19 protein-coding genes and 1 tRNA gene are annotated in these 23605 nt (G+C 38.5%); 7 read left to right on the forward strand and 13 right to left on the reverse strand.

Going from position 1 to position 23605, the window contains the following annotated elements; genetic code table 11:
- Nucleotides 1–21 precede the first annotated feature (21 nt).
- Together ABD036_RS08855 and ABD036_RS08860 are read right to left on the reverse strand one after the other, a co-directional pair.
- Entirely contained in the window at nucleotides 22–687 is a 666-nt protein-coding gene (locus tag ABD036_RS08855; protein WP_343858852.1) for a hypothetical protein, read from the reverse strand.
- Between the two features lie 82 nt (nucleotides 688–769).
- On the reverse strand, nucleotides 770–1018 hold the full coding sequence (locus ABD036_RS08860) for a hypothetical protein (RefSeq protein WP_343858853.1): 249 nt from the start codon (nucleotides 1016–1018) through the stop codon (nucleotides 770–772).
- A 319-nt stretch (nucleotides 1019–1337) separates the two neighbouring features.
- On the opposite strand from ABD036_RS08860, the gene ABD036_RS08865 reads away from it, so the two are divergent.
- Entirely contained in the window at nucleotides 1338–2012 is a 675-nt protein-coding gene (locus ABD036_RS08865; protein ID WP_343858855.1) for a BrxR family helix-turn-helix transcriptional regulator, read from the forward strand.
- Nucleotides 2013–2517: 505 nt separating this feature from the next.
- Here ABD036_RS08865 and ABD036_RS08870 read toward each other — a convergent pair.
- The 3 genes from ABD036_RS08870 to ABD036_RS08880 form a co-directional block, all read right to left on the reverse strand.
- A complete protein-coding gene (locus ABD036_RS08870) occupies nucleotides 2518–3627 on the reverse strand; it encodes a DUF4238 domain-containing protein (RefSeq protein WP_343858857.1) in 1110 nt (369 codons plus the stop codon).
- Nucleotides 3628–3996: 369 nt separating this feature from the next.
- On the reverse strand, nucleotides 3997–4266 hold the full coding sequence (locus tag ABD036_RS08875) for an Arm DNA-binding domain-containing protein (protein ID WP_343858859.1): 270 nt from the start codon (nucleotides 4264–4266) through the stop codon (nucleotides 3997–3999).
- The gene (locus ABD036_RS08880) at nucleotides 4259–4492 is read right to left on the reverse strand and encodes a hypothetical protein (RefSeq protein WP_343858861.1); all 234 of its coding nucleotides are present in this window, start codon (nucleotides 4490–4492) and stop codon (nucleotides 4259–4261) included. The genes ABD036_RS08875 and ABD036_RS08880 overlap by 8 nt, the downstream gene beginning before the upstream one ends.
- Before the next feature lie 117 nt (nucleotides 4493–4609).
- On the opposite strand from ABD036_RS08880, the gene ABD036_RS08885 reads away from it, so the two are divergent.
- On the forward strand, nucleotides 4610–4807 hold the full coding sequence (locus tag ABD036_RS08885) for a helix-turn-helix domain-containing protein (RefSeq protein ID WP_343858862.1): 198 nt from the start codon (nucleotides 4610–4612) through the stop codon (nucleotides 4805–4807).
- 245 nt (nucleotides 4808–5052) lie between these two features.
- The gene (locus ABD036_RS08890; RefSeq protein ID WP_343858864.1) at nucleotides 5053–6612 is read left to right on the forward strand and encodes a DNA cytosine methyltransferase; all 1560 of its coding nucleotides are present in this window, start codon (nucleotides 5053–5055) and stop codon (nucleotides 6610–6612) included.
- Between the two features lie 22 nt (nucleotides 6613–6634).
- Here ABD036_RS08890 and ABD036_RS08895 read toward each other — a convergent pair whose 3' ends face one another.
- The 6 genes from ABD036_RS08895 to ABD036_RS08920 are packed head-to-tail and all read right to left on the reverse strand — an operon-like array spanning nucleotide 6635 to nucleotide 18494.
- A complete protein-coding gene (locus ABD036_RS08895; protein WP_343858867.1) occupies nucleotides 6635–8662 on the reverse strand; it encodes an AIPR family protein in 2028 nt (675 codons plus the stop codon).
- Between the two features lie 3 nt (nucleotides 8663–8665).
- The gene (drmB, locus tag ABD036_RS08900; RefSeq protein WP_343858870.1) at nucleotides 8666–10552 is read right to left on the reverse strand and encodes a DrmB family protein; all 1887 of its coding nucleotides are present in this window, start codon (nucleotides 10550–10552) and stop codon (nucleotides 8666–8668) included.
- Nucleotides 10534–14232 carry a helicase-related protein gene (locus ABD036_RS08905; protein ID WP_343858872.1) on the reverse strand — a complete coding sequence of 1233 codons (3699 nt, stop codon included), beginning with the start codon at nucleotides 14230–14232 and terminating at the stop codon, nucleotides 10534–10536. The genes drmB and ABD036_RS08905 overlap by 19 nt, the downstream gene beginning before the upstream one ends.
- Before the next feature lie 16 nt (nucleotides 14233–14248).
- Nucleotides 14249–15955, reverse strand: coding sequence for a nuclease-related domain-containing DEAD/DEAH box helicase (locus tag ABD036_RS08910; RefSeq protein WP_343858874.1), 1707 nt, complete (start codon nucleotides 15953–15955; stop codon nucleotides 14249–14251).
- 14 nt (nucleotides 15956–15969) lie between these two features.
- Nucleotides 15970–17532: a hypothetical protein gene (locus ABD036_RS08915; RefSeq protein WP_343858876.1), complete on the reverse strand. Its 1563-nt coding sequence runs from the start codon at nucleotides 17530–17532 to the stop codon at nucleotides 15970–15972.
- Complete coding sequence (locus tag ABD036_RS08920; RefSeq protein WP_343858878.1) at nucleotides 17532–18494, reverse strand: hypothetical protein; 963 nt, start codon at nucleotides 18492–18494, stop codon at nucleotides 17532–17534. Before ABD036_RS08920 ends, ABD036_RS08915 begins: the two co-directional genes overlap by 1 nt.
- Before the next feature lie 228 nt (nucleotides 18495–18722).
- On the opposite strand from ABD036_RS08920, the gene ABD036_RS19185 reads away from it, so the two are divergent.
- The 4 genes from ABD036_RS19185 (at nucleotide 18723) to ABD036_RS08935 (ending at nucleotide 21798) form a co-directional block, all read left to right on the forward strand.
- Nucleotides 18723–18839 (forward strand): hypothetical protein, encoded by a 117-nt coding sequence (locus tag ABD036_RS19185; RefSeq protein ID WP_486274170.1) that lies wholly within the window; start codon nucleotides 18723–18725, stop codon nucleotides 18837–18839.
- A 28-nt stretch (nucleotides 18840–18867) separates the two neighbouring features.
- On the forward strand, nucleotides 18868–19680 hold the full coding sequence (locus ABD036_RS08925) for an OST-HTH/LOTUS domain-containing protein (protein ID WP_343858881.1): 813 nt from the start codon (nucleotides 18868–18870) through the stop codon (nucleotides 19678–19680).
- Between the two features lie 544 nt (nucleotides 19681–20224).
- Complete coding sequence (locus tag ABD036_RS08930; protein WP_343858884.1) at nucleotides 20225–20485, forward strand: helix-turn-helix domain-containing protein; 261 nt, start codon at nucleotides 20225–20227, stop codon at nucleotides 20483–20485.
- A complete protein-coding gene (locus ABD036_RS08935) occupies nucleotides 20485–21798 on the forward strand; it encodes a type II toxin-antitoxin system HipA family toxin (RefSeq protein ID WP_343858887.1) in 1314 nt (437 codons plus the stop codon). The genes ABD036_RS08930 and ABD036_RS08935 overlap by 1 nt, the downstream gene beginning before the upstream one ends.
- Nucleotides 21799–22567: 769 nt before the next feature.
- Here ABD036_RS08935 and ABD036_RS08940 read toward each other — a convergent pair.
- Both ABD036_RS08940 and ABD036_RS08945 read right to left on the reverse strand, forming a co-directional pair.
- Nucleotides 22568–22644: transfer RNA gene (locus ABD036_RS08940), tRNA-Arg, on the reverse strand.
- Between the two features lie 269 nt (nucleotides 22645–22913).
- Entirely contained in the window at nucleotides 22914–23498 is a 585-nt protein-coding gene (locus ABD036_RS08945; RefSeq protein WP_343858889.1) for a TetR/AcrR family transcriptional regulator, read from the reverse strand.
- Between the last annotated feature and the right edge of the window lie 107 nt (nucleotides 23499–23605).

A 23605-nucleotide genomic window follows, 5' to 3' on the forward strand; every position in this document is an offset into this window, starting at 1 on the left:
GACTATGAATTAAGTGACGTTTCACCACTCAGACTCAGGAAACTCAACGACCATCAAACTGGTATTGCCATCATCACACCAGCGAGTTCCTTGCTCCACAAAAGGCGTGAGCTCTTGATCGCAGACTTTAGCGTAACATGCTTTAGCCATCTCAAAGTGCCCGCGCAGACGATGGATATCGGCGCAGATCAACCAGTATTCATCCACCACGGGGGTAATTGGATTATCTAAAATGAATTGGCTGATGTTGTCATAGGTATCTTGTAGCTTGGGCGTGAGCGCACTTTCATGGCCATCCATTTTGTGGGTTCGATTGATCAAGCGCAGTGCTTTAATGGCCCAATTACGCTTTTCATTTGTATCCTTACTTTGCAGATACAGCTCAAGGAATACGCTCAATGTCACCCGAGGCGTGTAGTCGTAGTTTACCGGCTCTGAAAACCAGCGTTGCCAGAAGGTTGGCTTGGTTCTAATACCTAGCGTCGGTAGTTTGGTATAGTCTTTGATGATGTTGTTGCAGTTGTCACAGCGACACGCATGCTCTTTCAGGCTCGACAACAGCCCAATGCTCCCACCATCAGAAAAGGTCAGCTCTCGAAAGAGACTCAAGCTGCGAAATACGCGGCGCAAGTATCGCTGGTCGCAATGGGGGCAAGCGATAATTTCAGGATCGGCAAAACTGGTCATCGTATTTCCTTATACGTCGGCAAAAGATTGTTGGCTAGGATTTCTACAGCTCTTGACCATCATATCCATATTTTTTACTCTCCTAGTGCTTGTGGGCCGTGGTGATTACGGTATCGTCATCTGAGATAACCACGAACACATTGCGCTGAATTTGCATTAATAACTGTTTCAATTTTTTGGTTAAGGTTTTTTGCGTGTGCTTATCCAGTTCAAGCAAATAGGTGTTGCCCTTTTGTTGCGTTTCCATTCCTAAAGCATTAAGCAGTACAACCAGATCTGGAGAAATACCGCGTTGCTGACAACGTTTTTGAGCATGCTGTGAGATGGTCATAATGGTTTCCTCTTGTTTAACCGTGAAATAAGAATATGTCGCTAATCACGACAGGTAAATGACTGATCAGATCAACATGAGTAGTTTTCAAGCAGGTTTAATAGCGTGATGGTTAGGTTTTTGACGGTAAATCGGCGCAGCGCCTTATATTTAGGCTTTGGTAAGTGGATTAAGATTGCGAACCTGTACATAAACTAGACATGTAAAATAAAAATATTTTGCTTCCACGCTTAATTAATGATGTTATTTATCACATTAAACGTAGTGATAAGCGACACGTATGAAACAAAAATCACATTGGCCATTTCGGTAAGATCTATTGCAGCGTTATCGATTAATTGAGATCGTAGCGTTATGGGAAGGCAAGCTCAATGCCGGACACCTTATCGACTACTTTGGTATTGGTCGCCAGCAAGCCTCAAAAGATATCACCGAATATCGACAACATATTGGGCCAGGTAATCTTGTATATAACTCCTCGTTAAAAGGCTATGAGCCCACAGCGCAATTTCATCCCAAAGTGACCTTAGGCGAAGCCGATGAATACTTGCAGCTTATTCACCGCAATAGCGATTTGGTCAATACTTTTGAGGATATGACCTTGGGCTTTGATTACACTCACAAAGTCCCGCTACCGACCTATTCCATTCGCCCAGAAGTACTGCGCCAAATTGTCAAAGCCTGTCGCCAGCAAACGCGATTAGAAGTGGACTACCGCTCGGTTAACGCCCCAGATGAAGACGGCCGTATTATTGTGCCGCACTCTATCGTACATTCAGGGATGCGCTGGCATGTGCGCGCTTTTTGTGAAAAGAACAATGACTATCGCGATTTTGTGCTCACCCGTTTTTACGGCGCGCCAGAGCCAATTGGAACATCAACGCAATCAATCGAACAAGACGAGGCATGGAATACGTTGGTCAATAAGCTTTGCTGGGTTCTATTTGATATTTCCGTGACTTTAAACAGATCCCCGCTCTGCGTGCGCACCTAAGATACCTCGGGGATGACGGTATAAAGGAGACTCGGGGATGACAGCGTTAGAGAAAAGATTAGTTGAACTTAAATGGCGCACCCGACAGGATTCGAACCTGTGACCTTCGCCTCCGGAGTGTACCCCGTCGAAAAGGGCTTAATCGGTCTACCCCGGCGAAAAACGTCAATCCCGCATGTATAAAGGGATTGAGAGTTTCATGGTCACAAGCCGATTTACAACGATTAACACCTTTGGTCACGGTCGCGTCACAAAAAAGGCAAAAAGCATTGGTTAAAATTAACCAATATAGACCCCTGCGAAAACAGATATAGTACTTCAATTTGAAATAGTCTGAACTCAAACTTTCATTTTTTGTATACAGAGTTTAATCAAAACTCACGCTTACTACCGGCTTAGTGAAGCGGACGGTGTCAACGCAATACATAAGTTCCAGACAGTACACTAAGCGCATGAATAGTGAATATACCAGATGTTGCGAATCGCTCTTAAACAGTTTGTTTACTTATATTTCGACCAGCTCTGGCTCATCAGGCGAATAGTGATGATCGTAATTATCATTTTGACGCTGTAGGTAACGCTCAACGTCTTTCAGTTCATAGGGCGTATATATTGTTTTTGTTTGTGTTACACCAATTATATTTACCCAACCAGTGACTCCATCCATGTAATCATGGGATACACGATAAATTTTGATTTTTTCACTACTTTTGCATTTTAGCTTATTTGGATAAACACTGAATATGTTCAAATGCGAGTTATAGTCTTCAGTGCTCCCAAGAGAGAACCCTATTGCTAAATTGTGAGATATTGGCAATAAATTGAAGTTATTATTCTGATTGAGCATTACCACGTTAGGACTTGTCGTAAAAACAGGTCTCACTTCAGTACTATCAAATTCATATCCTGTATGATAAATACCGGTGATATGAATTTTTGAAAACATGCCATTTCTAAGTCTAGCTAAATAGCCTACTGGCGAGGGAAGATTTTTAGCTTCAGCTATCATAGAAAGAAAAAGTAAAGCTTTACATTTTTCGAAAACTTCCGAGTTAGACTCAATTACTCTTAGCATTTTCCTAAAAATATTTTGAGAATAATATGGTTGGACGTGGTTCGGCGGTTTAGTGATTAGCTCTCTAATGTTCTCATAGTTTTTTACCATATCGGGCAAAATGTGCTCTAAGATCTCGTCTCTACCATCCATTCTATTTTGAGGATTCAAAAAACCAAGTAACATTTGGATAACCATGAAGTTAATCACTTTTTCTAATCCGTTTCCTTTTCGACTAACATCAAGAAGTTTTTGGAATTTATGCTTGTGCACTAATTCATTGAATAGAACAGAGGTATCCCTCTCGTATTCAGATAGTTCATCCTCTATATCAAATTTCTTTTTGGAGTCACAATCAATTAACATAAAACAATTTTTGTGAATTGCTATCGATGATATTGGCAACGGAATTTCTTTAATATCATTCTCACCCTCATCTGATATGTTGACTGTGTGGCACCACACTCTTTGCTTACCTTTTGGTGAATTTGCACTGTCGTCACTACGAAAATTTCTTAGATACCACTGAGACAACATATGTTGATTTTTCGTATATTCCATATTCCCAACTTCCTTATAAACCTAACTACTTCTTAGCAAGTCATTTCTATGTTGCTTACCTTGCAAGGTAGAGAACTTAAGCAAACAAAATTCCTCTTTTAAAAAATGAAACCGATATTAATTCAGATAATAGGGAAATAAACTAGTTATGTTCAACCGTCAGCGGAGATTGAAACCTATCCAATTAAAGTGTCAGATTAGATGTGAGCTACTACATTTAATTGTTAACACCAAGCGACTTTGTCGTATCTTAAACTCTCTTAGCGTAAATCCTCTACTCTTTAATGTCCGATTAACTTCCCATTCATTCATGTCTTTAAGATAAATGGTAATTGGTGGCGTACCACCCAAACAACTATTGAGAGCGGCTTAAAGAACTTCTACGAATAACTGCTGCTTAAAATGGGGGGAATACACAGTTGCATCAAGTTTGGGTAACATCTTGCTATTGGGAAATGTGGCTCGATAGTCGAATTGGCCGAGCATAATTTCCGCCTCAACTCGATCCAGCAAATTTTGCAAACGCTTACGATTCGTCGGTGTATCTTTTAACTCCGTCTGCTCGCGACAACGAATGTTGCGAAATCTAAAATCTAGATATAACTTACCCGTGTCTTTTCTAACGTTAAGACTAGCCATGACTAAGCCCTCCACTAGACATAGGAATTGCCATCGCTTGTTGTGAAAACTTGCGCATGTCTTTTTGGATTGCTAACCAATCGTAAAGAATTTTACGACCACCAAATGGACGGATATAATGGATCCCTTCTATCAAGACTGAATCCTTGAGACGTTCACGAATTGTGCGCGCGTCATATTTTATGAGTTTAGATAACTCATAGGTTGTTAAATAATGCTGACTCATTCATAATCTCCTACTACTTTAAAGAGTGTTTTTGATTCGCTAGGGGCACAATATTATATCTGTAAGGTACAAGTCAAGCATTGTTGTATCTTTAAAGAAACAAAAAGGTCTTTTAACGTGATAAAATGTAACTTATCAACTCTATTAGGTGCGAGACGTCTAAAAATTTCAGATGTGGTGAGAGATACCGGAATAAATAGAAGTACTGTCAATCGTCTTTACCACGAAACGACATCTCGTATTGATTTTGAAACGCTTGAAAAGCTCTGTGATTATTTAGAATGTGAAGTGGGTGAGTTGCTCGAAAAAATTTAATGGAGTAATAATAGCGTGAAAAAATTGCATGAAGAGGATTTTATGGGATACAGCATTTATGTTAATAATCGTCAAACTCATATAATTGCGGAATTAATTTATCAGTTTTTAAAGATGAAGTGGAGTTTGAGTCTGGTTTGTCTTTTTTATCGATTATGCCGATTCCAACGCTTAAGTCGCTATTGAAACTTTCATAAAAAATTCTCCCACTTAATTCTATTTCTCTTATTTTACAAGTTAGGTATATGATTCAATCTTCCATTCCTGTTATTGATTTGTTTGCTGGCCCTGGCGGACTTGGTGAAGGGTTCTCATCTTTAAATAACGGCAAGTCTTTCCATATTATTGTTTCAGCTGAGAAAGATCCCGTTGCTCACGAAACTTTGCTATTGAGAGCATTTTATAGATTATTAAAAAATAGTAATAAACAAGGACTATCCGACTATTATGCTTTTTGCAAAGGTGAAACATTAAAACCATATTCAGATCAAACTAAAGACATTTGGGAACAGGCTAAAGAAGAAGCGCTTTGTATTGAACTTGGCACTGAAGCTGGCAATGCTATCCTTGACCAAGCTATTCAAAGGCGACTTGGTGATTCCGGAATTCTAAAACCATGGATTTTAATTGGCGGACCGCCATGCCAAGCTTACTCACTTGTTGGCAGGGCAAGAAATAAGGGAAATGCTGAATATAGTGCTGAAGCGGATCATCGGAACTTCTTGTATAAAGAATATCTTCGGATTATAAATCGCTACAAACCAGCAATGTTTGTTATGGAAAACGTAAAGGGCATGCTTTCAGCCAAGGTAAATGGAGGCAAAATTTTTAACGAAATTTTGCAAGATTTGGCTTCACCAGATCGGGCATTTCCTGAAGGAACAGAACATCCTAGTTATAGGATTCATTCACTTAATGCAGAACAAAGTTTTAAAGCAGGCGACGACCCTGCGAGAGTAGACCCTAATACTTTCATTATAAGAGCTGAAGATTATGGTATACCACAAGCTAGACACAGAGTAATTCTAATTGGCATCCGTGAAGATTTCGCAACCACTAATTTGTCTTTGTTGCAAAAAAAAGAACAAATAAACGTTGAAGATGTTATCGATACATTACCACCATTACGCAGTCGACTAAGTAAAGAGAAAGACACAGCAGCAAATTGGCAAAACAGAGTTGGCGAACTACTCAAACAAATTAGCCAAGATGCTGTAAAAGCGAAAATGGAAGATGTTGCTACTGAATTATTAGAGGCGAGTACAAACGTTTCAAAACATCAAAGCTTTGGTGCAAGTCAGGTTCTACGAGGTAAAAAATCATCGACAGGCAATAATATTTTAGATAATTGGTTTGAAGATAAAAACTTAAATGTATGGCTTAACCATGAAACTAGAGGTCATCGAATAGATGATCTAGGTCGTTATGCTTTTGCATCCGCCTTTGCAAAAATACATGGGCGATCTCCAAAGGGGCATATTGAATTTAATTTGCCAGGGTTGGCGCCAGCTCATAAAAATTGGAAATCTGGAAAATTTTCGGATCGATTCAGAGTACAAACTAGAAAAGGCCCCTCAACTACAATAACCAGTCATATATCTAAAGATGGTCATTATTTTATACATTACGATCCGGCTCAGTGCCGCAGTTTAACAGTTAGGGAAGCTGCTAGGCTGCAAACTTTCCCAGATAATTATTTCTTTCAAGGGGGCAGAACGCAGCAATATCATCAAGTGGGAAATGCTGTGCCGCCATATTTAGCTCATCAAATTGCAAAGATTGTTGAGAATTTTCTCATTAAATAACTGCTAACAATAGGTGTTATCTTTAACTGTCTACGCGATCTAAAATATTTAAAAGTACCTTTGCTTGAGCGCCAGATGGAATTTTATCGGCAAAAATAGTCTTGGTTAAAATACTCATTTCTTTTGCTGACAGCAGTTCATTTTTCAATGCATCAGCGGCCAAGGGTTTCCAATTTTCTTTACCATATTCTAAAACCTTTCTTTGAGCATCAATTGAATTATCTATAATTTGATCAGATTTTGCAGCCTTTTTGGCAAAGTTGTCACTTTCCAAGTTCACAACAAGAGTTGATAATAATGTTTCTACTTTGTTGAGGTTTTCTGGCAAGTCACGTTTTATAGAATCCCAACACAAATCCTTTTTAGCCCATTCAGTTATATTTTTGAATTGAGGCGGAGGGGTCATTAATTTTTCGTTAACATAAAAAGCAATGCTTTTTATAACCATTACCAGTTTTATGGAAATATCCTGTTTTAACCAAATTGTGTCAAAGTCTAATGTCTTACCATGAGACTTACAGTATTCGCTTAATGCGGCAAGGGTATAAGCCACAATATTTGCTCTATACCCCCCATACCAAGCTTCTCCAGAAATTATTTTTTCAGTTGCTTTAAAAATGATTGCCTTTGCAACTAATCTTTTATAAAAGAGTTCATTGAACTCGTTGGACGATACTTTCCATTCTTGACTTATTCTTTTAGCAAATTGAGTAAAATTACCTTGTGCGCCTTTATTCACCCACTTTGGTTCTTCATCCCAAACATTAAGATATTTAGCCATATCTGTCTTAGTAAACATCTGGCTTTTGGGATTCTCAACTTTAAACCTTTTAGTATCTCCAATGGTTAGCTTTGACATTGCATCATTGTATTGACCTCGGGCTCTTTCATAAAACCATCTTGTTTCTCGAAGCTCATCTTTTTTTAGTGGTGCGTAAATACGCCTTGAAAGCTCCTCCATCCTAATATGGAAAGGATGATTAGAAAAAAAATCAGCGGCATTTACCCGATTTTGAGTATTCGCATATTCAGATATTTTAGGAATTAATGTTGCAGATTCATCTTCTTGAACAATAGTTAGCTTCATTTGGACAAATACTTTTTCCAAACTCACTTTATCCTTGCGCGCGGTATGAAAAAGAGACGCTGTTGTTTGCCCGCCATTCACAATTTGCAGGTCTTCTAAGCATGAAATTTGTATACCTTCTTGAGTAATTTCTGTTTTTATACTTTTTGCAGTTGCAGTAATACCGTTATTGTAAGAAAAGAACATTTCAGGCCGATTTATAATGGTATCTCTAATGCCTTTATTAACATTCCCTCTGGCTTGTAAAAAACAGCGTACATTTTGTTCGAGTAATCGAGTCCCGTATTTATCGTATAAACTGGACAGCACTTCTCCAGGCATTACTATAAGAAAAGACTCTAAGCTTTCAATCGAAAAATGTGCTGGTAAGCAAAGTATTTTTCTTGTTGTAAAGTCTTCAAAATTTATGGTCAAGGCTTCTTTTTGAGATGTTGAAATTGCCTGTCTATAAAATCTACTAAGATCCCATATATGAAAATATACTGATATTCCATCAAATTCCGATGAAGGTATACTTATCGCAGTTTTACTAAGTTGTTTATTCGACAATATATAACAATTGATCTTTGAAATTGTTTTTTTATGAGAAAACACTAAATTCTTAAGCTGTGATTCCTCATTTTGATCATGTTCTGAAAAACAATATTCTAAGTAATTATTAAGTCGTTTGAATAGGTTTTGAATATCAGAATTAGTAAGGTTTTCTAGCTCTTTACTGTTTGAAATGTCAGCAATAAATAAATCAAGCACACCATCCTCATTCAAGAAGAACCCATCGACTCTTTTAGGCTTTTTTGCACCTTTTTCAGTATAGTATTGATAAATCTCTATACCTTCTATAATTCCTGACTCAATTAATTCAGAGCTAGTAAATTCCATAAAATTTAATAGCGTTATTGATTCTGAACTTGCTAATAATTCGGAGGTTAAATCCCCGTAAAAATCTTCAATGGTATTTTCCATTTACTACTGTCCTTCGCTTTCTAAAAATTCGGCAAAAAAGCCAATTTCTCTATTTTCGGGCGTGCCAACTAAAAGAGTTCGGTCTAATGCGTTATTCATTGCCTCACAAGCTGTTTCTGGTAATAAAGAGCAGGCTTGACATGCCGATAAATTCAGAAGCGAAGCCCCTTTTGCACCAAGGTTTTCTGAGCATACAGGATCCGTAGAACACCAAGCGCTTCTATGAATCGCGTTGCTAATAATTTTTTCAAATTGTAATGGATGTCCTAATTTTACCAAGCCACCTAAACTACCCTCTGAATCTCCGGACGCGGTGTAAATAAGTATTCCAGACATCGGGGAGTTGCTGTCACTCGAAATATACAATCTCTCTTTTAGGGCAGCTGTACTATAACCACATTGATAGACGAACTCTTTTATTAAAATATGAGAAAAAGTATGTATTAATAAATATTTCAAAGCCCACTCTTTTGTAAGCTCCCCCAATGGCTCTAATATAATCCAATGCTCGGCGAGTCTTGTTACAAATGAATCATCAATTCTCTCAAATAACTGATTCTTATATTTTGTTATCCATCGTTCAATTTCCGAATTATCAACTTCAATAAAAACACCTTCACCATAAGATTTCACAGCTGGTAACCATGCTTGGTCAGGCCTTTTTTTGAATAACTGCTTTAGAGCATCTTGAGCCATGATGGCTGGCTCTTGTGGGTTAGGCTCAAGTCTGTCAAAACCCAAAAACACTTTTGTTTCTCTTAGTCGATTTACTAAATTAATTTTAGATAGGTAGTTAGCAAATTTGGGGGGTACTTTTGAACTTAAGACTTTGAGCTCTTTTTGATTGCTACTAACCGCTGCGGACAGACAGTTAAATTCAACTCTTCTATATGCAAGCAATGATGATTCACTTTGATTGGGTGGTTGAAAATTGAGGCCTAATTCTGGATTTTTCGAAGTTATATTTCGAAATGCTTTAGTAATAACCTCATCTGAATAGACTACGTTAGAATGAATTTTCTTTAGTTTGATACGCAACATATCACACGCTTCATCCGGTTCCATAGCAAACAAATTTTTAGCAATTCCCAGTAATTGAGCATTCTCATCTAGGATTTTCTGCATATTTTGTACATCTGGATCTGAAGTTACTGGTGGAATAAAAATAGATGATACTTGTTTAGAGTAATACAAATTTGTCTGACTAATTAATGCCCCAACTAATTCTTCATTACAATCCTCTTTACATGCATATTCTCCTAACCATGGCCTGTCGCCGTTACACTTGCTAATACCAGCTCTTTGCATTGGAGAAAGACCATCCCCTGAACTTCTAGACGTCGCACCTCTCAATGTTTCCGATTTTTTACAATTTGTACAAGAAACTCTAATTGAATTAAGGTCTGCTCCCCCAAAATCATTAATTTTTAAATGAGTGTCCGACTCACACAAGCAACCTATCCACTGCTTCCATGGAAAATCAGTTATATGACCATTTTTGCAAAATGCTACGAAACGCACAGGTTTCCAAAACTCACCTCTTGGTAGAAATTTACGGTGTAAAGGAAACTGTTTTAACTCACCTGTCCTATTCGTATACCAAGTAGGAAATCTCATAACCGGTATTGTTAATTTATTATTCTGCTTATCTTGATATGTGTAATAGGGAGGAGTGTAAAACAAAGGAATTTCCAGCAAAGTGGACAATCGTCCTTCTGCTATCAAAAATTCGTTTTTTTCTTCGCATTCCGTCCATGAGCTGCCATCGTAACGCTCCATCCAATGATCTAATCCACCCACAATTAATGGCGTACCGTAATTGTCTATATAAATGCTACCTGGTCCAAATGGGGCAATTAGTTGATTAATTCTTATATCTTTTCCTGACATTCTTCATCTCCATATTCATCACATATCTCAAATAAAGCGCTAGAGTCTACTTGGCGCATACTTGAAGAAACCAATACTCCTTTTCGTTTCTGTACATCTTTATAGAATTGTCCAGGCCAAAGCATTAAATAGTCTTCATCAACATCTGGTGGATAGCTTTCCCATTCACTTGGGCCCTTTTGCAATTTTTCTATCAAATCCTTTACCGTATTATCGATTGCCTTTTCAGCTCTTTTCAATTCATCTGGTTCAGAATCTAAGACTGACTGACATCTAGCCAAAACTATCTTTTTGCATTCCTTAATTAAACTTTCGTACTTACCTCGAGACTCTATGCTTTCTGAAGTTTGTTGTCGCACCCAAGTCAGCAAGACTCCTGGTAGAGCCCTATAAATTGCAGACTCTGAAAATGGTGTTGCGGATGTAGCCTCAACTTGCTCATATAATCTCGAGTGATAACTAGCAAATTGCTCATAGTGAGACCTGTCCCTGCTTTTTGACGGATTATATATTGTTGTGATTAAACCTGGTTGGGTATCCCAACGGCGGCCGACTCGGCCAGTAACTTGAATATATTGTGCAGTGTTTTTTGGTTGTCCAATTACCGACATAACCGATAGTCGATCAATATCAACACCAACTTCGATTATATTAGAAGCCAAGCATACGTCAGCAGGCGCTTTTTCTCCGTCAGCAAACCCCTTATTTAACTCATCCATCAATTCAACCAACTTAGACTGCGAAAGCCGACTTGTAAGCTCATAAATTTTTTGGATATATCGACGCTTCGCTGGGGGAATATTTAATTTAGAGTTGAGGTACTTTAAACGAGCTGGAATGTCTGAATCAAATAGAGTTCTACCGCCGGACAACTCCCTGATACTGTTATAAAAACATAGAAGAGTCCACCAAGGATCTTGAAATTCTTTTTCTAAACACGCTGCGTGAAAAATTAACGAAGAAAAGCACCTGACCTGAGTAGTTTGCACCGAACCAAACTCTGCGAGAAGGCCAAGATACAAACGACCATGTGCTCTTTTGTTGTTGCCCTGCATAGCATATTTACCAAAGAACGAATCTCCCATATCAATTCCTGGGCTAGGAAATAATTGAAGTTGGTCACGATCATAAAGCGATTTTATTTGATTTTTAGCACCACTAATTGTGGCCGTACTTGCAATTATTTTTGGTTTTTTCTTTTTCCCATTTTCCATTTTGTACGTGCATAAGTCTTCTAAGACTGCTTCATACGCTCCATACATCGTTCCAAGTGGTCCTGAAATAAGATGTAACTCATCCTGAATAATAATTCCTGGCGGCACCGAACAATTAATAACTTCATTGCCATTTATTTTTTTGCCAAACAACGCCCCAGCATGAGGTCGATATGCAAGCATTGCAAACTTGTCGGCAGTCGCTATAAACATTGTTGGAGGATTGACATAAAGATTCTCGTCAATTACCTCTATTGGTAACCATGATTCCTCAAATCGTCCGCCAAAGTGGCACTTAGTATCCGAGCAAGCGAGTGAAATCTTTTTGTCTCGGCCTGCCCCTATTTCTCTAAAACCTTTAATTCTAATATCAATCCAATGTGTATCTTTCATGCTCCTTGGCTTTTCTGAAGAATCAGCTTTACCAATTTGACTTTTACACCAAGGACATTCATTGATAACTAAGGGATTCCCTTCAGAAACCGAATCCTCACTTTTCTTAAATTTTCGAAATCTATCCAGCGCTTCTTTATTGGAGTTAGGACATGCTGAGCGGCCTAGCCATAGCCCTAAAGTGAAACGTTTTCCTTTTATTGGATTCTTTGTAATGATTTGGTTTGATTGAGATTCATTCCTGATATATTCCATAGCACATATAAGACTTGCCGCTCTTTGAAACTGCTGAGTAGTCAACATTCTTAACGTATAACGCATAAATACATTAGTTCCGTCTCGCGTTAAAACATCATCGTTGCGGATAAGCAAGCGTTGGTGAAACATGTAATACGCAGCAACAGCAAGGTACGCCTCTGTTTTGCCTCCACCAGTTGGAAACCATACCAAATCCACAAGCTCCCTATCATTTAGGCTATTCTCATCATCGCAATCTGATACACCGTTTAATGACATAAGCAAAAAGGCAATCTGAAAGGCACGCCATTTACCTAATCGATCTGATTCCGTACCATTACGATAAATATCCCATGGCGTTTCAAGTGTATTAGCTGGGTAAACGCTATTTGGAGGATTGAACTTTAAGGCCCTAGGCTTTATCTGTTTAGACCCAATTTGTTGCAACATCATTGACAAGTTTGCCAACCTAAATGCTTCTCTAGCATTAGCATCATTTTTTAACAAGGTTAAGCCTGTCTTCATGCGCTCTAAGCTATACCTGCAACGTTCCATATGTTTATATGCAACACTTTGTAACTCTGGCGATACTTGAATTATTTCAGCTTCACGATTGATAATCCATTTTTCAAACTCGCTAACAATCTTATTGATTGGATTCCATTTTGAGTCACTTTCATCTGCTGGTAAATTGGCGCAATCTCTCATTTTCAATGAAATTTGATTACCGTATTGGTCTGAAATATCTGGCGTCATACTTGGTAATTCTGATGTGGGTAAGACATCCAAAAATATACTCTTTGGCAAGCCATTATCACCAAGTTGCCATCCTGCAGCACTTCCATGTCCAATTGCCCAAGTAGAGTCATTTGAATAAAGTAACTTTAAAGAAAGTTCATCGTCTCCTTCAAAACCTGCTGTAGTTTGACTAACAGGGTAAGGTAAAAAGTCACCATCAATTAAAGCAACTTCGAAATATGATTGAAAAAGAGTCGAAGATATCCTATCTCTATGATTATTTGCCATATTTCTTAAGACAATTGTAATAAGCCATTTGCCTTGATAGATTCTTGGATAAACCTCTAAGCAAATATTTAAAGGGCTATCTTTCGGTAAAATCTCCTCTCGACAAATTACAATTTTTTCTTGATGCTTTAATTGACTTACATCAATCGATACAGAGCAATCATTCTTAAAAGCACTATTGCGCGCCCAAGCATCGCGTTTCTTCTCAATACCTTTCCCATCTTTATAAACGTGTTTACACTTAAAATACCTGCCATTAACTAAAAAGGCTTCGTCAGACTTTTGCCAATCAAACAAAACTGAATTAGGTAAATTAACGACTAACTTACCTGTAGTTTCAAATTGGGCAAAAACGGATATTGCCATGTTGGACGATGATTTAGCGTCAGTATTACTTAATTCAAAGTCTTGTGAATCCTCTCCTTCCAGCGAATTAGGACTATTGTCTTCTCTAATTCTTTTTCCTAGTTTGTTAGATTCTTTTTCAGATATTTCCTCGAGATACTCGATTTCATCTTTCGTTTTTAAAGTTATGTCTGATGCAAGATTTTGATTGGGATCCTGAAAAATGTTTGGATGTAACAAGCCAATTGCATAGTTTTGCAATGGACTCTCTCCTTTGTAATAAACGATTTCTTGATTGACGCCGTTTTGATCCGTCCAAAAAACAGTACCATTTTCACTAATTTCTCTTTCAAATTCGTTATTAATTAACTCCACCTTTGATGGCGTATCTATTGATCTGAATGGTCCAATAAGCTCTCCTCTAATTGCTTCTATTAGTGCAGCCCTACTTTTGATCATACTCATTCCAAAGTTCCTTTTATTAAGACATTAACCAATTAACTAGTATTTGTTTACTTCTTTCATTCACAAAAAGACGCACGGCTTCTGTCGCTCTTGTAATACCTGTGTACATTAAATCTCGACATATTTCGGTATTTGAAACTTCAACATCAAAGTAAATAATAATTTTATTTTCCATACCTTTATACGTGTAAATTGATTCAAGCACTAAGTCTTCGCTACCTATAGCGTTTCTTCTAACCCCTATACTACCTAACCTGTCACCTACTTTAATAGTCGATTGTTTTAGTGGTTTAAATGACATTAAAGTTATCTCGCTAGGCATATATCCTTCATTTAAAAACCCTTTTACAATTAGATTTATCTCATCAATTTGCTCAATGGGCTCTGCAAATGTTTTAATTTCATACAAAGAGATACTTGGTTTGTGTTTTTTTAAATAATTACTGTATGGACTTTCTTCCATTCCAGCTAAACGGATAGCATTTTCACCTACCTCTTCGTAATTTCTGCAATTCTCAGATAGAAGCCATTTAGTTAGTGAATATTCAATCTCAAGAAGTTCAAGGTTGATTTGAAGATTTAATTTATTGAAAAGAAGCTGGTTTTCAAAATCACCTAGAAAAAGGTACTTCCCTCCTTTCAAGCCCCCTTCAACTGAGTGCTCTAGACAATTTAACCAGTTGTCATTACCTAAAATATCTTGTGCTTCATCTACAATCAAAACGTCAAATTTTTCTGAAGGTTGATTTTGGAAATAGCTAGCTATCTTCAGGGGTACATTTAACCAAAATGTTTGATCAGGAATTTTAGGAAGACTAATTTTACAATGCGAGATTAATGCTGAGTTTATTGATCCTACAACAAAATTCTTGTGATTATCTAAACGCATTTTAAGCCAATCACCAACAAGCTTATTGAAACAGAAAACTCCAACCTTTAAGTTTCGGCGACTTAACTCCTCAGCCACCATTATTGAAATTAGGGTTTTACCCGTCCCAGCTCCACCATTTACGAGCACTTTCGAGTTTAATTTGAATAGTTGAAACACAACCCTTTGTTGCTCAATAAGCAAACTTTCATTTTTTGAATCTCGAAATTCAATCTCTTCTCTGGGCGTTTGTTTAACCGTGCTGAATGGTTGACAAAGCTTTACTATTTTTGAGATTTCTTTACCATTTAAAGGCTTAGACATTGTAGATATATTAGAGGCATTGGAAATTGATTGTATTGCCATCGCCTTCAGTTGATGTGTAAATTCATCAGCATGTTTTAAGCTTCTAAAGGCTCTTGAGTCCATAAGCTCGCAATTATTCACCTGAATATTTGGTGTTAACTCAAAGATTGCATTAGGAAAGATGCAGCAGGAGACAACAGGAATTTTCTTTGCTTCGGGCCAATAGTTCATGAGGGCCTTAAAAAAAGCAGCTGACGCGCCACTTGACTGTGAAAAAGGCGATGATTTAATAGAGTCTGGCCGCCAGCCTCCTCCATCAAATGAAATATAGTTGTGAGATTTGACCTCGATACAAAGTATTCCTACCTCAGGAATGATCGCAATGAAATCTATTTCTCTGCGCCTAATTCGATATTGTTGCCCTGTGAATGGAGCAATATCAATCGAATGAAAAACCACCCAATTGCTATTAGATTGTGAAAATAAATTGAAGACGTCCTTTTCTCCAGGGGGCGTATTTTCACTGTAATTTTGCGGTATTATCCTCATTACGTAATCCTTTACTATCTATAAAAACGGGATTCTTGTGCAGTTATAATTTTTTTCAATAGTTTCTTCGGTACTTCATAACCATATTCAGTACTTTGCAATTGATGCAACTCGACATCACATTTCTCAGAATTTACAGATATCGTGAATCCTTCTTTTATAAGTGGATCTATAGAATTTGAGTGTTCTTTTATCAACTTATTAATAGCTTGATAGACTTGCTCTTCATATTCAGAACTATGTTGTAATCCCTCGGAAATCGCCTCACCTCTGGAAGATAGGACTTCTCCCCAAGCAGCTTCTGCCCAAGCTCCAAAGTCATCAACATTAATGCCAACGTTTGCGAGAATATCTATCTTCAAACAATCCAACAAAATCAAAAAGTTTTCTTTTTCTTGCGGCGCTTTAACTACATTATCAGAAATTTCACACCAATCACTCACACAAGAACTTAAATTTTTCAATCCAATATTTGAGCGTTCGAGCTCCCCCAAAAAGGTGTCAAAATCTTGTTCCATTAAGACACTTTTCCAAATACTTTGATAGCATTGAGCCTTGTCAGCACGGTTACGCGAGTATTTATCTGGAATGTCAAATGAAACAATGAGTACATTCTCATTAACAAAATTTGCTGCCTCGGCAGCCTTCATGTGTTGAACAGAAGCTTTGTTAGATTCTTTAACAATTATTATTATTTTTGAGTTAGGGGAGTAGAGTACCGACTTACCTTGAAATAATTTAAAACATAAAGCTGGAAAACTATCTAACGAAAGTTTTTTATAAACTTCAAATTCATCAATATCCTCCTGAAATATTACTGATTTGGGTAAGTCGCAGTTGAATTTGACAATCATTTTTTGAATTTCAATAGAAGGTAAGGGAGGGGCCTCTCCTGAAAAAAGCTGTCTTAGACGAGATATAGGAGTAAGGAACGCATAATAATCATTTTTTTGACCACTCCACCTAAGTTGGGCAAGCCGATGAAATTTAATATTTCTCAAAAAGAAATTAGGAATAGCTGAATATTCATCGATTCTAATGCTCCCAACAATTAATAGAGTGTTGAATTTCTCTAACTCTTTGTATTCGCTTATAGTAGAAATTACTTTGATATTTAGAGACGAAATACCGAAACTGTTTATTAATAATTGAAAGTCATCTTTAAACTTACTCTCTGTAAAAACAACGCAATTTTCATCTTCTTTACATTGAGCCAAAAAATCATAGAACGCCTTATTTAATGGGTTTCCAAATGAATTTACATGCTTGAGATTATTATTAATGTCACTAATTGCGCCAGCTATATCTTCTCCATAGATGGCAAGAGTATTACTTTCTGGTTGGGCAAATGGAGTGTTTATGAATATTGTTCTCCAATCATTTTGAGGAACTTTTAAATTGTAGAAAATATTCCTTCTAAGTTGCTTCGCAAGTTCCAAATAATCGCTATCTAATAATATTGACAGTATTTTGAACACTGAACTGCGAATATTAGAAACATAATCTGATACTATTTCAATTTCTAGGATTGAAAAATTTTGCTGATTTAACAATAAATTTGATTTAGCAATATTCATTAATTTTCATCCAATAAGATGACCTCAGCATCACTGAGCCCCAAAGCAGACGCTACAGTTTGCGTGTTTGAATCGTTAAGAGTTAACCAATCAATATTGGAGGATATATAAGCTAGCAACTCCTCAATTTTATTATCAGACTCCAAAGGGTCTAAGAAGATAAATTTTTCAGAATCTCTTAAACGATTTTTTTCTATCGTTTTCATGGCCGAATACAAACAAGTGTAAATAACGCTTTTGGATGATGAAATAAACTCAATGCCCTGTTGATTCAAAGCAGTTATGGAATTTATTCGACTAACCCTATCATTTGCTAACGTTAATAATTCACCTAAGATTTCTTCGCATCCGTTAATACTAACTACTACTTCATTAAGTCTGTGAACTAGCTGATTGTTTGAGCTTACCAAGCTCAATTGAGAATAACTATGAGCTAAATTAGTATTAACCGCTAAACCTTGAGTTAGGTCACTATAAAGTGAACCAAGTTTAGGTGTTTTGTCGCTAGGAATTAAACTAGGCTTGCCGTGGATATGCCAACTATCGCTGTAGTTTTCTATAATCGTCGATTTTAATTTGCTGTGAATTGGATTGCGCTTTGTAGGTTTTTTAATTGTGCTAACGGTAATGGTTCGATTGACGAGATCAAAAGATTCAATTTCATATACTTTTGAATCACCAATTTTTTTATAACGAGGAATTGCTTGTTCAAGTCGATTACAATTAACTTTCTCTGGTTGGCATTTGAACTGGCATGAATGACATTTATTTAAATAGTCACTAGCATTATTCACTAATCTAGTGAAGTGCAAAGCCTTATCATTTTTTGATTCATCGCATAGGTCCCTACAAATTAAACCAAGTGAAAAAACACTTGCACTAATCGCTGCGTCTGTGGTGTAAAAGATGGATATACGTTTGGCATCCTGCCAACTGAAACCTAACTTAAAGAATTTTGACAAGTCCTTTTCTTCCGAATCTATTGGATTCCATGTTATTTTCAATTTAGGTAAACATTCCAATTGTGTACATAAGTACAGGTAATATATTGAAAAATTATTTTATAGGCAAGAGACATATCAACTAAAAAGAAGTAGCAAGTATCCCGATCCTTTTGATTTAGCGCGGTTTCAAATGGCGCAAGACAACAATGTTTACCAGCAGGCTTTAAAGGAGTTGCAGGCGCATTGGTGCAATACCTGCTGCAAATGATGCGCATCGACATGAACGTGATTGCCGCCGATCCCAGAGCCCAACAGATCGTGATCCAAAATATGGATGCCGTGAAGCGGTGGTTGTTTAGATAAATATCAAATTTTGACAAGGAGCTTTGTAATGGAGTTAAAAGACTTGGTTGATGATGTACTGCGAAAAATTGGCCGAAATATGATGCTGTTTCAACACTTGGAATACTTATTAAAGTATGTCGTTGCTAATGGAAATTGGTCAGGCTTAGCAAGTGAATTGGAGAATAATAAAGCTAAAAAAGAAAAAGCAATCAAGAATCAAACAATGGGTCAGTTAGTTGGTCAATTTTTGGAGAGTTCCAATCCTGATCATGAAGCTGACTCAAATGAACCCGAAGAACTGAAAGAAGCTTATATTTCTTTTAGCTTCAGTATTGAAACAGACTCGAAGAGTTATGCTTCTCAAGAGGTAGCTTGGAAGAAATTTGTTAGCGAGCGAAACGAGCTTATTCATCACTTACTTCCCAAATTTGATACAAAATCTAAATCGAGCTGCGATGAACTGAGCATTAAACTTGATACACAGAGTGAAGTTATTCGAAGGAAAATTAAAGAGATTCAGTCTTTAGTTGAAGCGCTTGATAAAGGGAGAAAGGAGTTGGCCAGCTATTTTGCTTCAGACGAGGTAAGGCGAGAAGTAGATCTAAATTTTTTGACGCAAAGCCGGTTAGCAATGGCTCTGGTCGATATTGCCAATCAACTTGGCAACGAAGATGGATGGGTGTTGTTGAGTTCGGCTGGTCAGATAATAAAGCAGAATATTCCAGATGAGCTTGCGTTGTTAAATGCAAACTATGGTTTTGAAAAGTTAAAAGATTTTATGTTAGCGACTGAGCTGTTTGAATTTAACGAGGAGCAAACATCTAGAGGTGGTGTAAGGATCTTCTATAAATTGCGTTAGCCATTAAAATTGACAGCGGCTAAGACACGAAAAACCTAAGCGGTGGATTGTGTTGGTCAATAAGCTTTGCTGGGTTCTATTTGATATTTCCGTGACTTTAAACAGATCCCCGCACTGCGTGCGCACCTAAGAGACCTCGGGGATGACGGTTATTGGGACTCGGGGATGACAGGAGGTGGGATGACAGTGTGTTTGCTTCGTCATTTCGGTAGTCTTTTGGGCCGGAATCTTTTTGACTCCTGTTTGTATTCAACTATGGCGTACTGTTAAGGAGGTTCCCGCACTGCGTGCGCACCTAAGAGCTCCTCGGGAATGACGGTTATTGGGACTCGGGGATGACAGGAGTTGGGATGACACTGTGTTTGGCTTTGTCGAACCGCACAGGTTCTCACCTATTAGTCTAACTCTTCGTATACCGAATTTAGTATAAATTGATTTTATACTAAATTCGGTATATTCTATTTTATACTGAATTGGGTATATTTTCGTTTTATACTAAAATTAGTATAAAGCGTTTGCGCAGATGTGTATAGACGAGGTAGATATGAGGATTAACACACCAAAAGATTTGGGCGCCATTATCAAAGACAGTCGTAAATCCCACAATTGGACTCAGACCGATCTGGCGGAGCGGATTGGTGTGTTCCAAAAGGACATCTCCAACTGGGAAACAAAGCCCGAGAAAATTACTATCGATATGCTTATCAAAGTATGTGCAGCGTTAGATCTAGACTTTAACATTGACAAGCTTTCCCACAATAAGAAAGTGTCAGCAATAACTGGGAAACCCAGGCTGGGGTTCTGATGGGACGAAAATCACATACGCGAACACTTTACTGTTCTATGAATGGCTATTCCGTAGGAGAGCTTTACCTGAAAAAGGGTCGCATGAGCTTCAAATACGACCCAGAATGGTTAGCTATTGAAGGGAGTCGCGCAATATCCTTGAGCCTGCCTATGCAAGAATCAGAAATATCTGATGACGCCGTTCATGCTTACTTTGACAATTTACTGCCCGACGCAGACGCTATCAGAAAACACATGACGGACCGATTGGGTGCAGAAAGTGATAAGCCATTCGACTTGTTAGCCAAGATAGGAAAGGATTGTGTGGGTGCGCTCACGTTCACCACTGAGCCCTTAACTGGAGAAATGCCTTCGCTGTCGCTCACCCCTCTGTCTGAAGGTGAAGTCGCGCAAGCCATAAGAGAAACTCGACTTGAAAAAATGTTGGGTATGAAATCAGATGATGACTTCAGAATTTCTCTTGCTGGTGCTCAGGAAAAGACTGCACTGACAAAGTGGGGCGGCAAGTGGTGTCGGCCACACGGCTCAACCCCAACTACACACATATTCAAACCACCTATCTTTCATCACGAGAGCATGGGAATAGACCTATCTTCAAGTGTAGATAACGAATGGTTCTGCCAGACATTCATGCAACAACTGGGAATGAATGTCGCCAACTGTGAGATAGCGCAGTTTGAGGATCAAAAAGTACTGATAGTAGAGCGTTTTGACCGCAGGCTGGATGAGAACAATATTATCCGACTTCCTCAAGAAGATATTTGTCAGGCTTTAGGGAAAGTCAGTGGCTCGAAATACGAGGATAAAGGCGGCCCGGGTTCCCAGCAGGTTATGGAGTTGCTGTCTGGATCAAGAAACGCATACGAAGATAAGCTAGAGTTTTTGAAGGTGCAAATCGTGTTCTGGATACTTGCTGCAATTGATGGGCACGCAAAGAACTTCAGTATCGCCCTCAATCAAGATGGGTATAGACTAACTCCATTTTATGACGTGTTGAGCGCTTACCCATACTTTGGTCAGGGCAACATCCAGCCAAAGAAAATAAAGATGGCGATGAAAGTCCATAGCAAGAACAAACACTACAAATGGAACGATATTCAGGCTAGGCACTGGCCTGAACATGGAAAAACACAGGGGATAGATGAGGAGCAAACACTATCCATCTTAGCATTCTTAGAAGCGAACGTAGAATCGGCTTTAAATGGCACTCTCAAAGCAGCAAACGAGCTTTTTGATGAAGATATCGGGCAAGTAATTACGGAGTGCACGCTCAATTGTATGAGGAAAGTAAGTAGCTTCTTAAAAGCGTGAGGGGACATGTCATCCCGGTAGCGTTCATGCGTTGTCATTCCGGCAGTCTTTTGGGCCGGAATCTTTTTGAAGCCTGTTCGTAGTTAACAACGGCGCACTGTTTACCAGATCCCCGACCAAGAGACCTCGGGGATGACGATTTTTTGAGCGTCTTGGGGATGACGGTTATTGAGCCTCGGGGATGACGGTATAAAGGAGCCTCGGGGATGACGGTTATTTGGGGACCGAGAGTGACAGTGTGTTTGCTTCGTCATCCCGGTAGTGCTCTTGTGCCGGAATCTTGTTGGCTCTTGTTTGTAGTTTACTACGGCGTACTGTTTATGAGATCCCCACACTGCGTGCGCACCTAAGAGCGTCTTGGGGATGACAGCGTTAGAGAAAAGATTAGTTGAACTTAAATGGCGCACCCGACAGGATTGCTCAGCACATCCCTGTGCTTCGTCGCTTCGCGACCGTGCTGCGCACGTCCAAATTTGTTCCCGACAAATTTGTCGAACCGCACAGGTTCTCACCTATCAGGTGCGCTAAAGGATGTGTTGAGTGCTTTAGTGAACTTAGAAGAGAAGACTTGATTCGACTTTAAATGGCGCACCCGACAGGATTGCTCTGCACATCCCTGTGCTTCGTCGCTTCGCGACCGTGCTGCGCACGTCCAAATTTGTTCCCGACAAATTTGTCGAACCGCACAGGTTCTCACCTATCAGGTGCGCTAAAGGATGTGTTGAGTGCTTTAGTGAACTTAGAAGAGAAGACTTGATTCGACTTTAAATGGCGCACCCGACAGGATTCGAACCTGTGACCTTCGCCTCCGGAGGGCGACGCTCTATCCAGCTGAGCTACGGGTGCACTGGAAGGGGGTCGATCATAATGAAAACCGACAGCTTTTCCACTGTTATTTTCGATAACTTATTAAGTTGTAAGACTTCGTCTAAATTACAGACGGTTCAAAGTTCACTTTTGTTGGTAAGTACTAACTTATTAAGTTGAAGTTATTTTTCTTTTTAAGCGATATAACCAAATCGTTGCCGAGTGAAACCGTTTCATGATGATAGGGTTTTGCGGCAATTTGTGCGGTGATCTTTTATCAGCAATTTCAAAATCAGCATCACCTGTTGCTAACATTCAAACGCGGTACAGAAAAATTCTAGTGAGGTGTAAAGCTGATCTTCATCGACATTTGTTTTTGATGATAGTGCTAAACCGCGCATCAGGGTGAGTAACACATCGGCTAACTCAGCTGCACTTTCTGAGCCGAGGGCGGTGAGGCGTTTTTGAATTTTATCGACCAATCTGCTCCTGCTATTTTGGATTTGTTGATTGACATTTTCTTGTCGGCAATAGGTATCGCCAAGGAGGATTAAACAGCTTGTTCGTTGATTCACATTAAGGAAATGATCGAGAGCAAATTCCATGCTGTTACGAAACATTTGTGATGGATTTTCTGCTTGTGAGAGTACCTTATCGAGCTGTTCAAAAAAACGACTTTCATACAAAGTTAACACCTGCAAAAAGAGCGATTCTTTGTTGCCAAAAGTGGCGTACAAACTGGTGGGTGTCACTGCCAGTGTGGCGCACAATTCGGCAATGCTGACATTTTCAAATCCGTGTTTTTGGAACAACACTAAGGCCTGATCTAATCCTGTTTTTGGATCTAATTTTCTCGGTCTGCCGCGTTTCGAAGTTATATTTGTATCAGTCACTATATAAATATTCAGATAATGAAAAGTATTTATGTATTAAATACTACAAAAGCTATTATGACAAGGTTTGTGGGTAAATTCGCAGAAAAGGCTGCATTTGGAGACTT

It is taken from the genome of Aliiglaciecola litoralis (genome assembly GCF_039523355.1).
Lineage (GTDB): Bacteria > Pseudomonadota > Gammaproteobacteria > Enterobacterales > Alteromonadaceae > Aliiglaciecola > Aliiglaciecola litoralis.

What these genes read in the sequence shown, in the direction of transcription:
- ABD036_RS08930 (WP_343858884.1), top strand. Translation starts at nt 20,225, where the DNA reads ATGAGGATTAACACACCAAAAGATTTGGGCGCCATTATCAAAGACAGT.
- ABD036_RS08875 (WP_343858859.1), bottom strand. Translation starts at nt 4,266, where the DNA reads ATGGCTAGTCTTAACGTTAGAAAAGACACGGGTAAGTTATATCTAGAT.
- drmB (WP_343858870.1), bottom strand. Translation starts at nt 10,552, where the DNA reads ATGTCAGGAAAAGATATAAGAATTAATCAACTAATTGCCCCATTTGGA.
- ABD036_RS08935 (WP_343858887.1), top strand. Translation starts at nt 20,485, where the DNA reads ATGGGACGAAAATCACATACGCGAACACTTTACTGTTCTATGAATGGC.
- ABD036_RS08890 (WP_343858864.1), top strand. Translation starts at nt 5,053, where the DNA reads ATGATTCAATCTTCCATTCCTGTTATTGATTTGTTTGCTGGCCCTGGC.
- ABD036_RS08855 (WP_343858852.1), bottom strand. Translation starts at nt 687, where the DNA reads ATGACCAGTTTTGCCGATCCTGAAATTATCGCTTGCCCCCATTGCGAC.
- ABD036_RS08895 (WP_343858867.1), bottom strand. Translation starts at nt 8,662, where the DNA reads ATGGAAAATACCATTGAAGATTTTTACGGGGATTTAACCTCCGAATTA.
- ABD036_RS08880 (WP_343858861.1), bottom strand. Translation starts at nt 4,492, where the DNA reads ATGAGTCAGCATTATTTAACAACCTATGAGTTATCTAAACTCATAAAA.
- ABD036_RS08860 (WP_343858853.1), bottom strand. Translation starts at nt 1,018, where the DNA reads ATGACCATCTCACAGCATGCTCAAAAACGTTGTCAGCAACGCGGTATT.
- ABD036_RS08870 (WP_343858857.1), bottom strand. Translation starts at nt 3,627, where the DNA reads ATGGAATATACGAAAAATCAACATATGTTGTCTCAGTGGTATCTAAGA.
- ABD036_RS08905 (WP_343858872.1), bottom strand. Translation starts at nt 14,232, where the DNA reads ATGAGTATGATCAAAAGTAGGGCTGCACTAATAGAAGCAATTAGAGGA.
- ABD036_RS08910 (WP_343858874.1), bottom strand. Translation starts at nt 15,955, where the DNA reads ATGAGGATAATACCGCAAAATTACAGTGAAAATACGCCCCCTGGAGAA.
- ABD036_RS08915 (WP_343858876.1), bottom strand. Translation starts at nt 17,532, where the DNA reads ATGAATATTGCTAAATCAAATTTATTGTTAAATCAGCAAAATTTTTCA.
- ABD036_RS08925 (WP_343858881.1), top strand. Translation starts at nt 18,868, where the DNA reads ATGGAGTTAAAAGACTTGGTTGATGATGTACTGCGAAAAATTGGCCGA.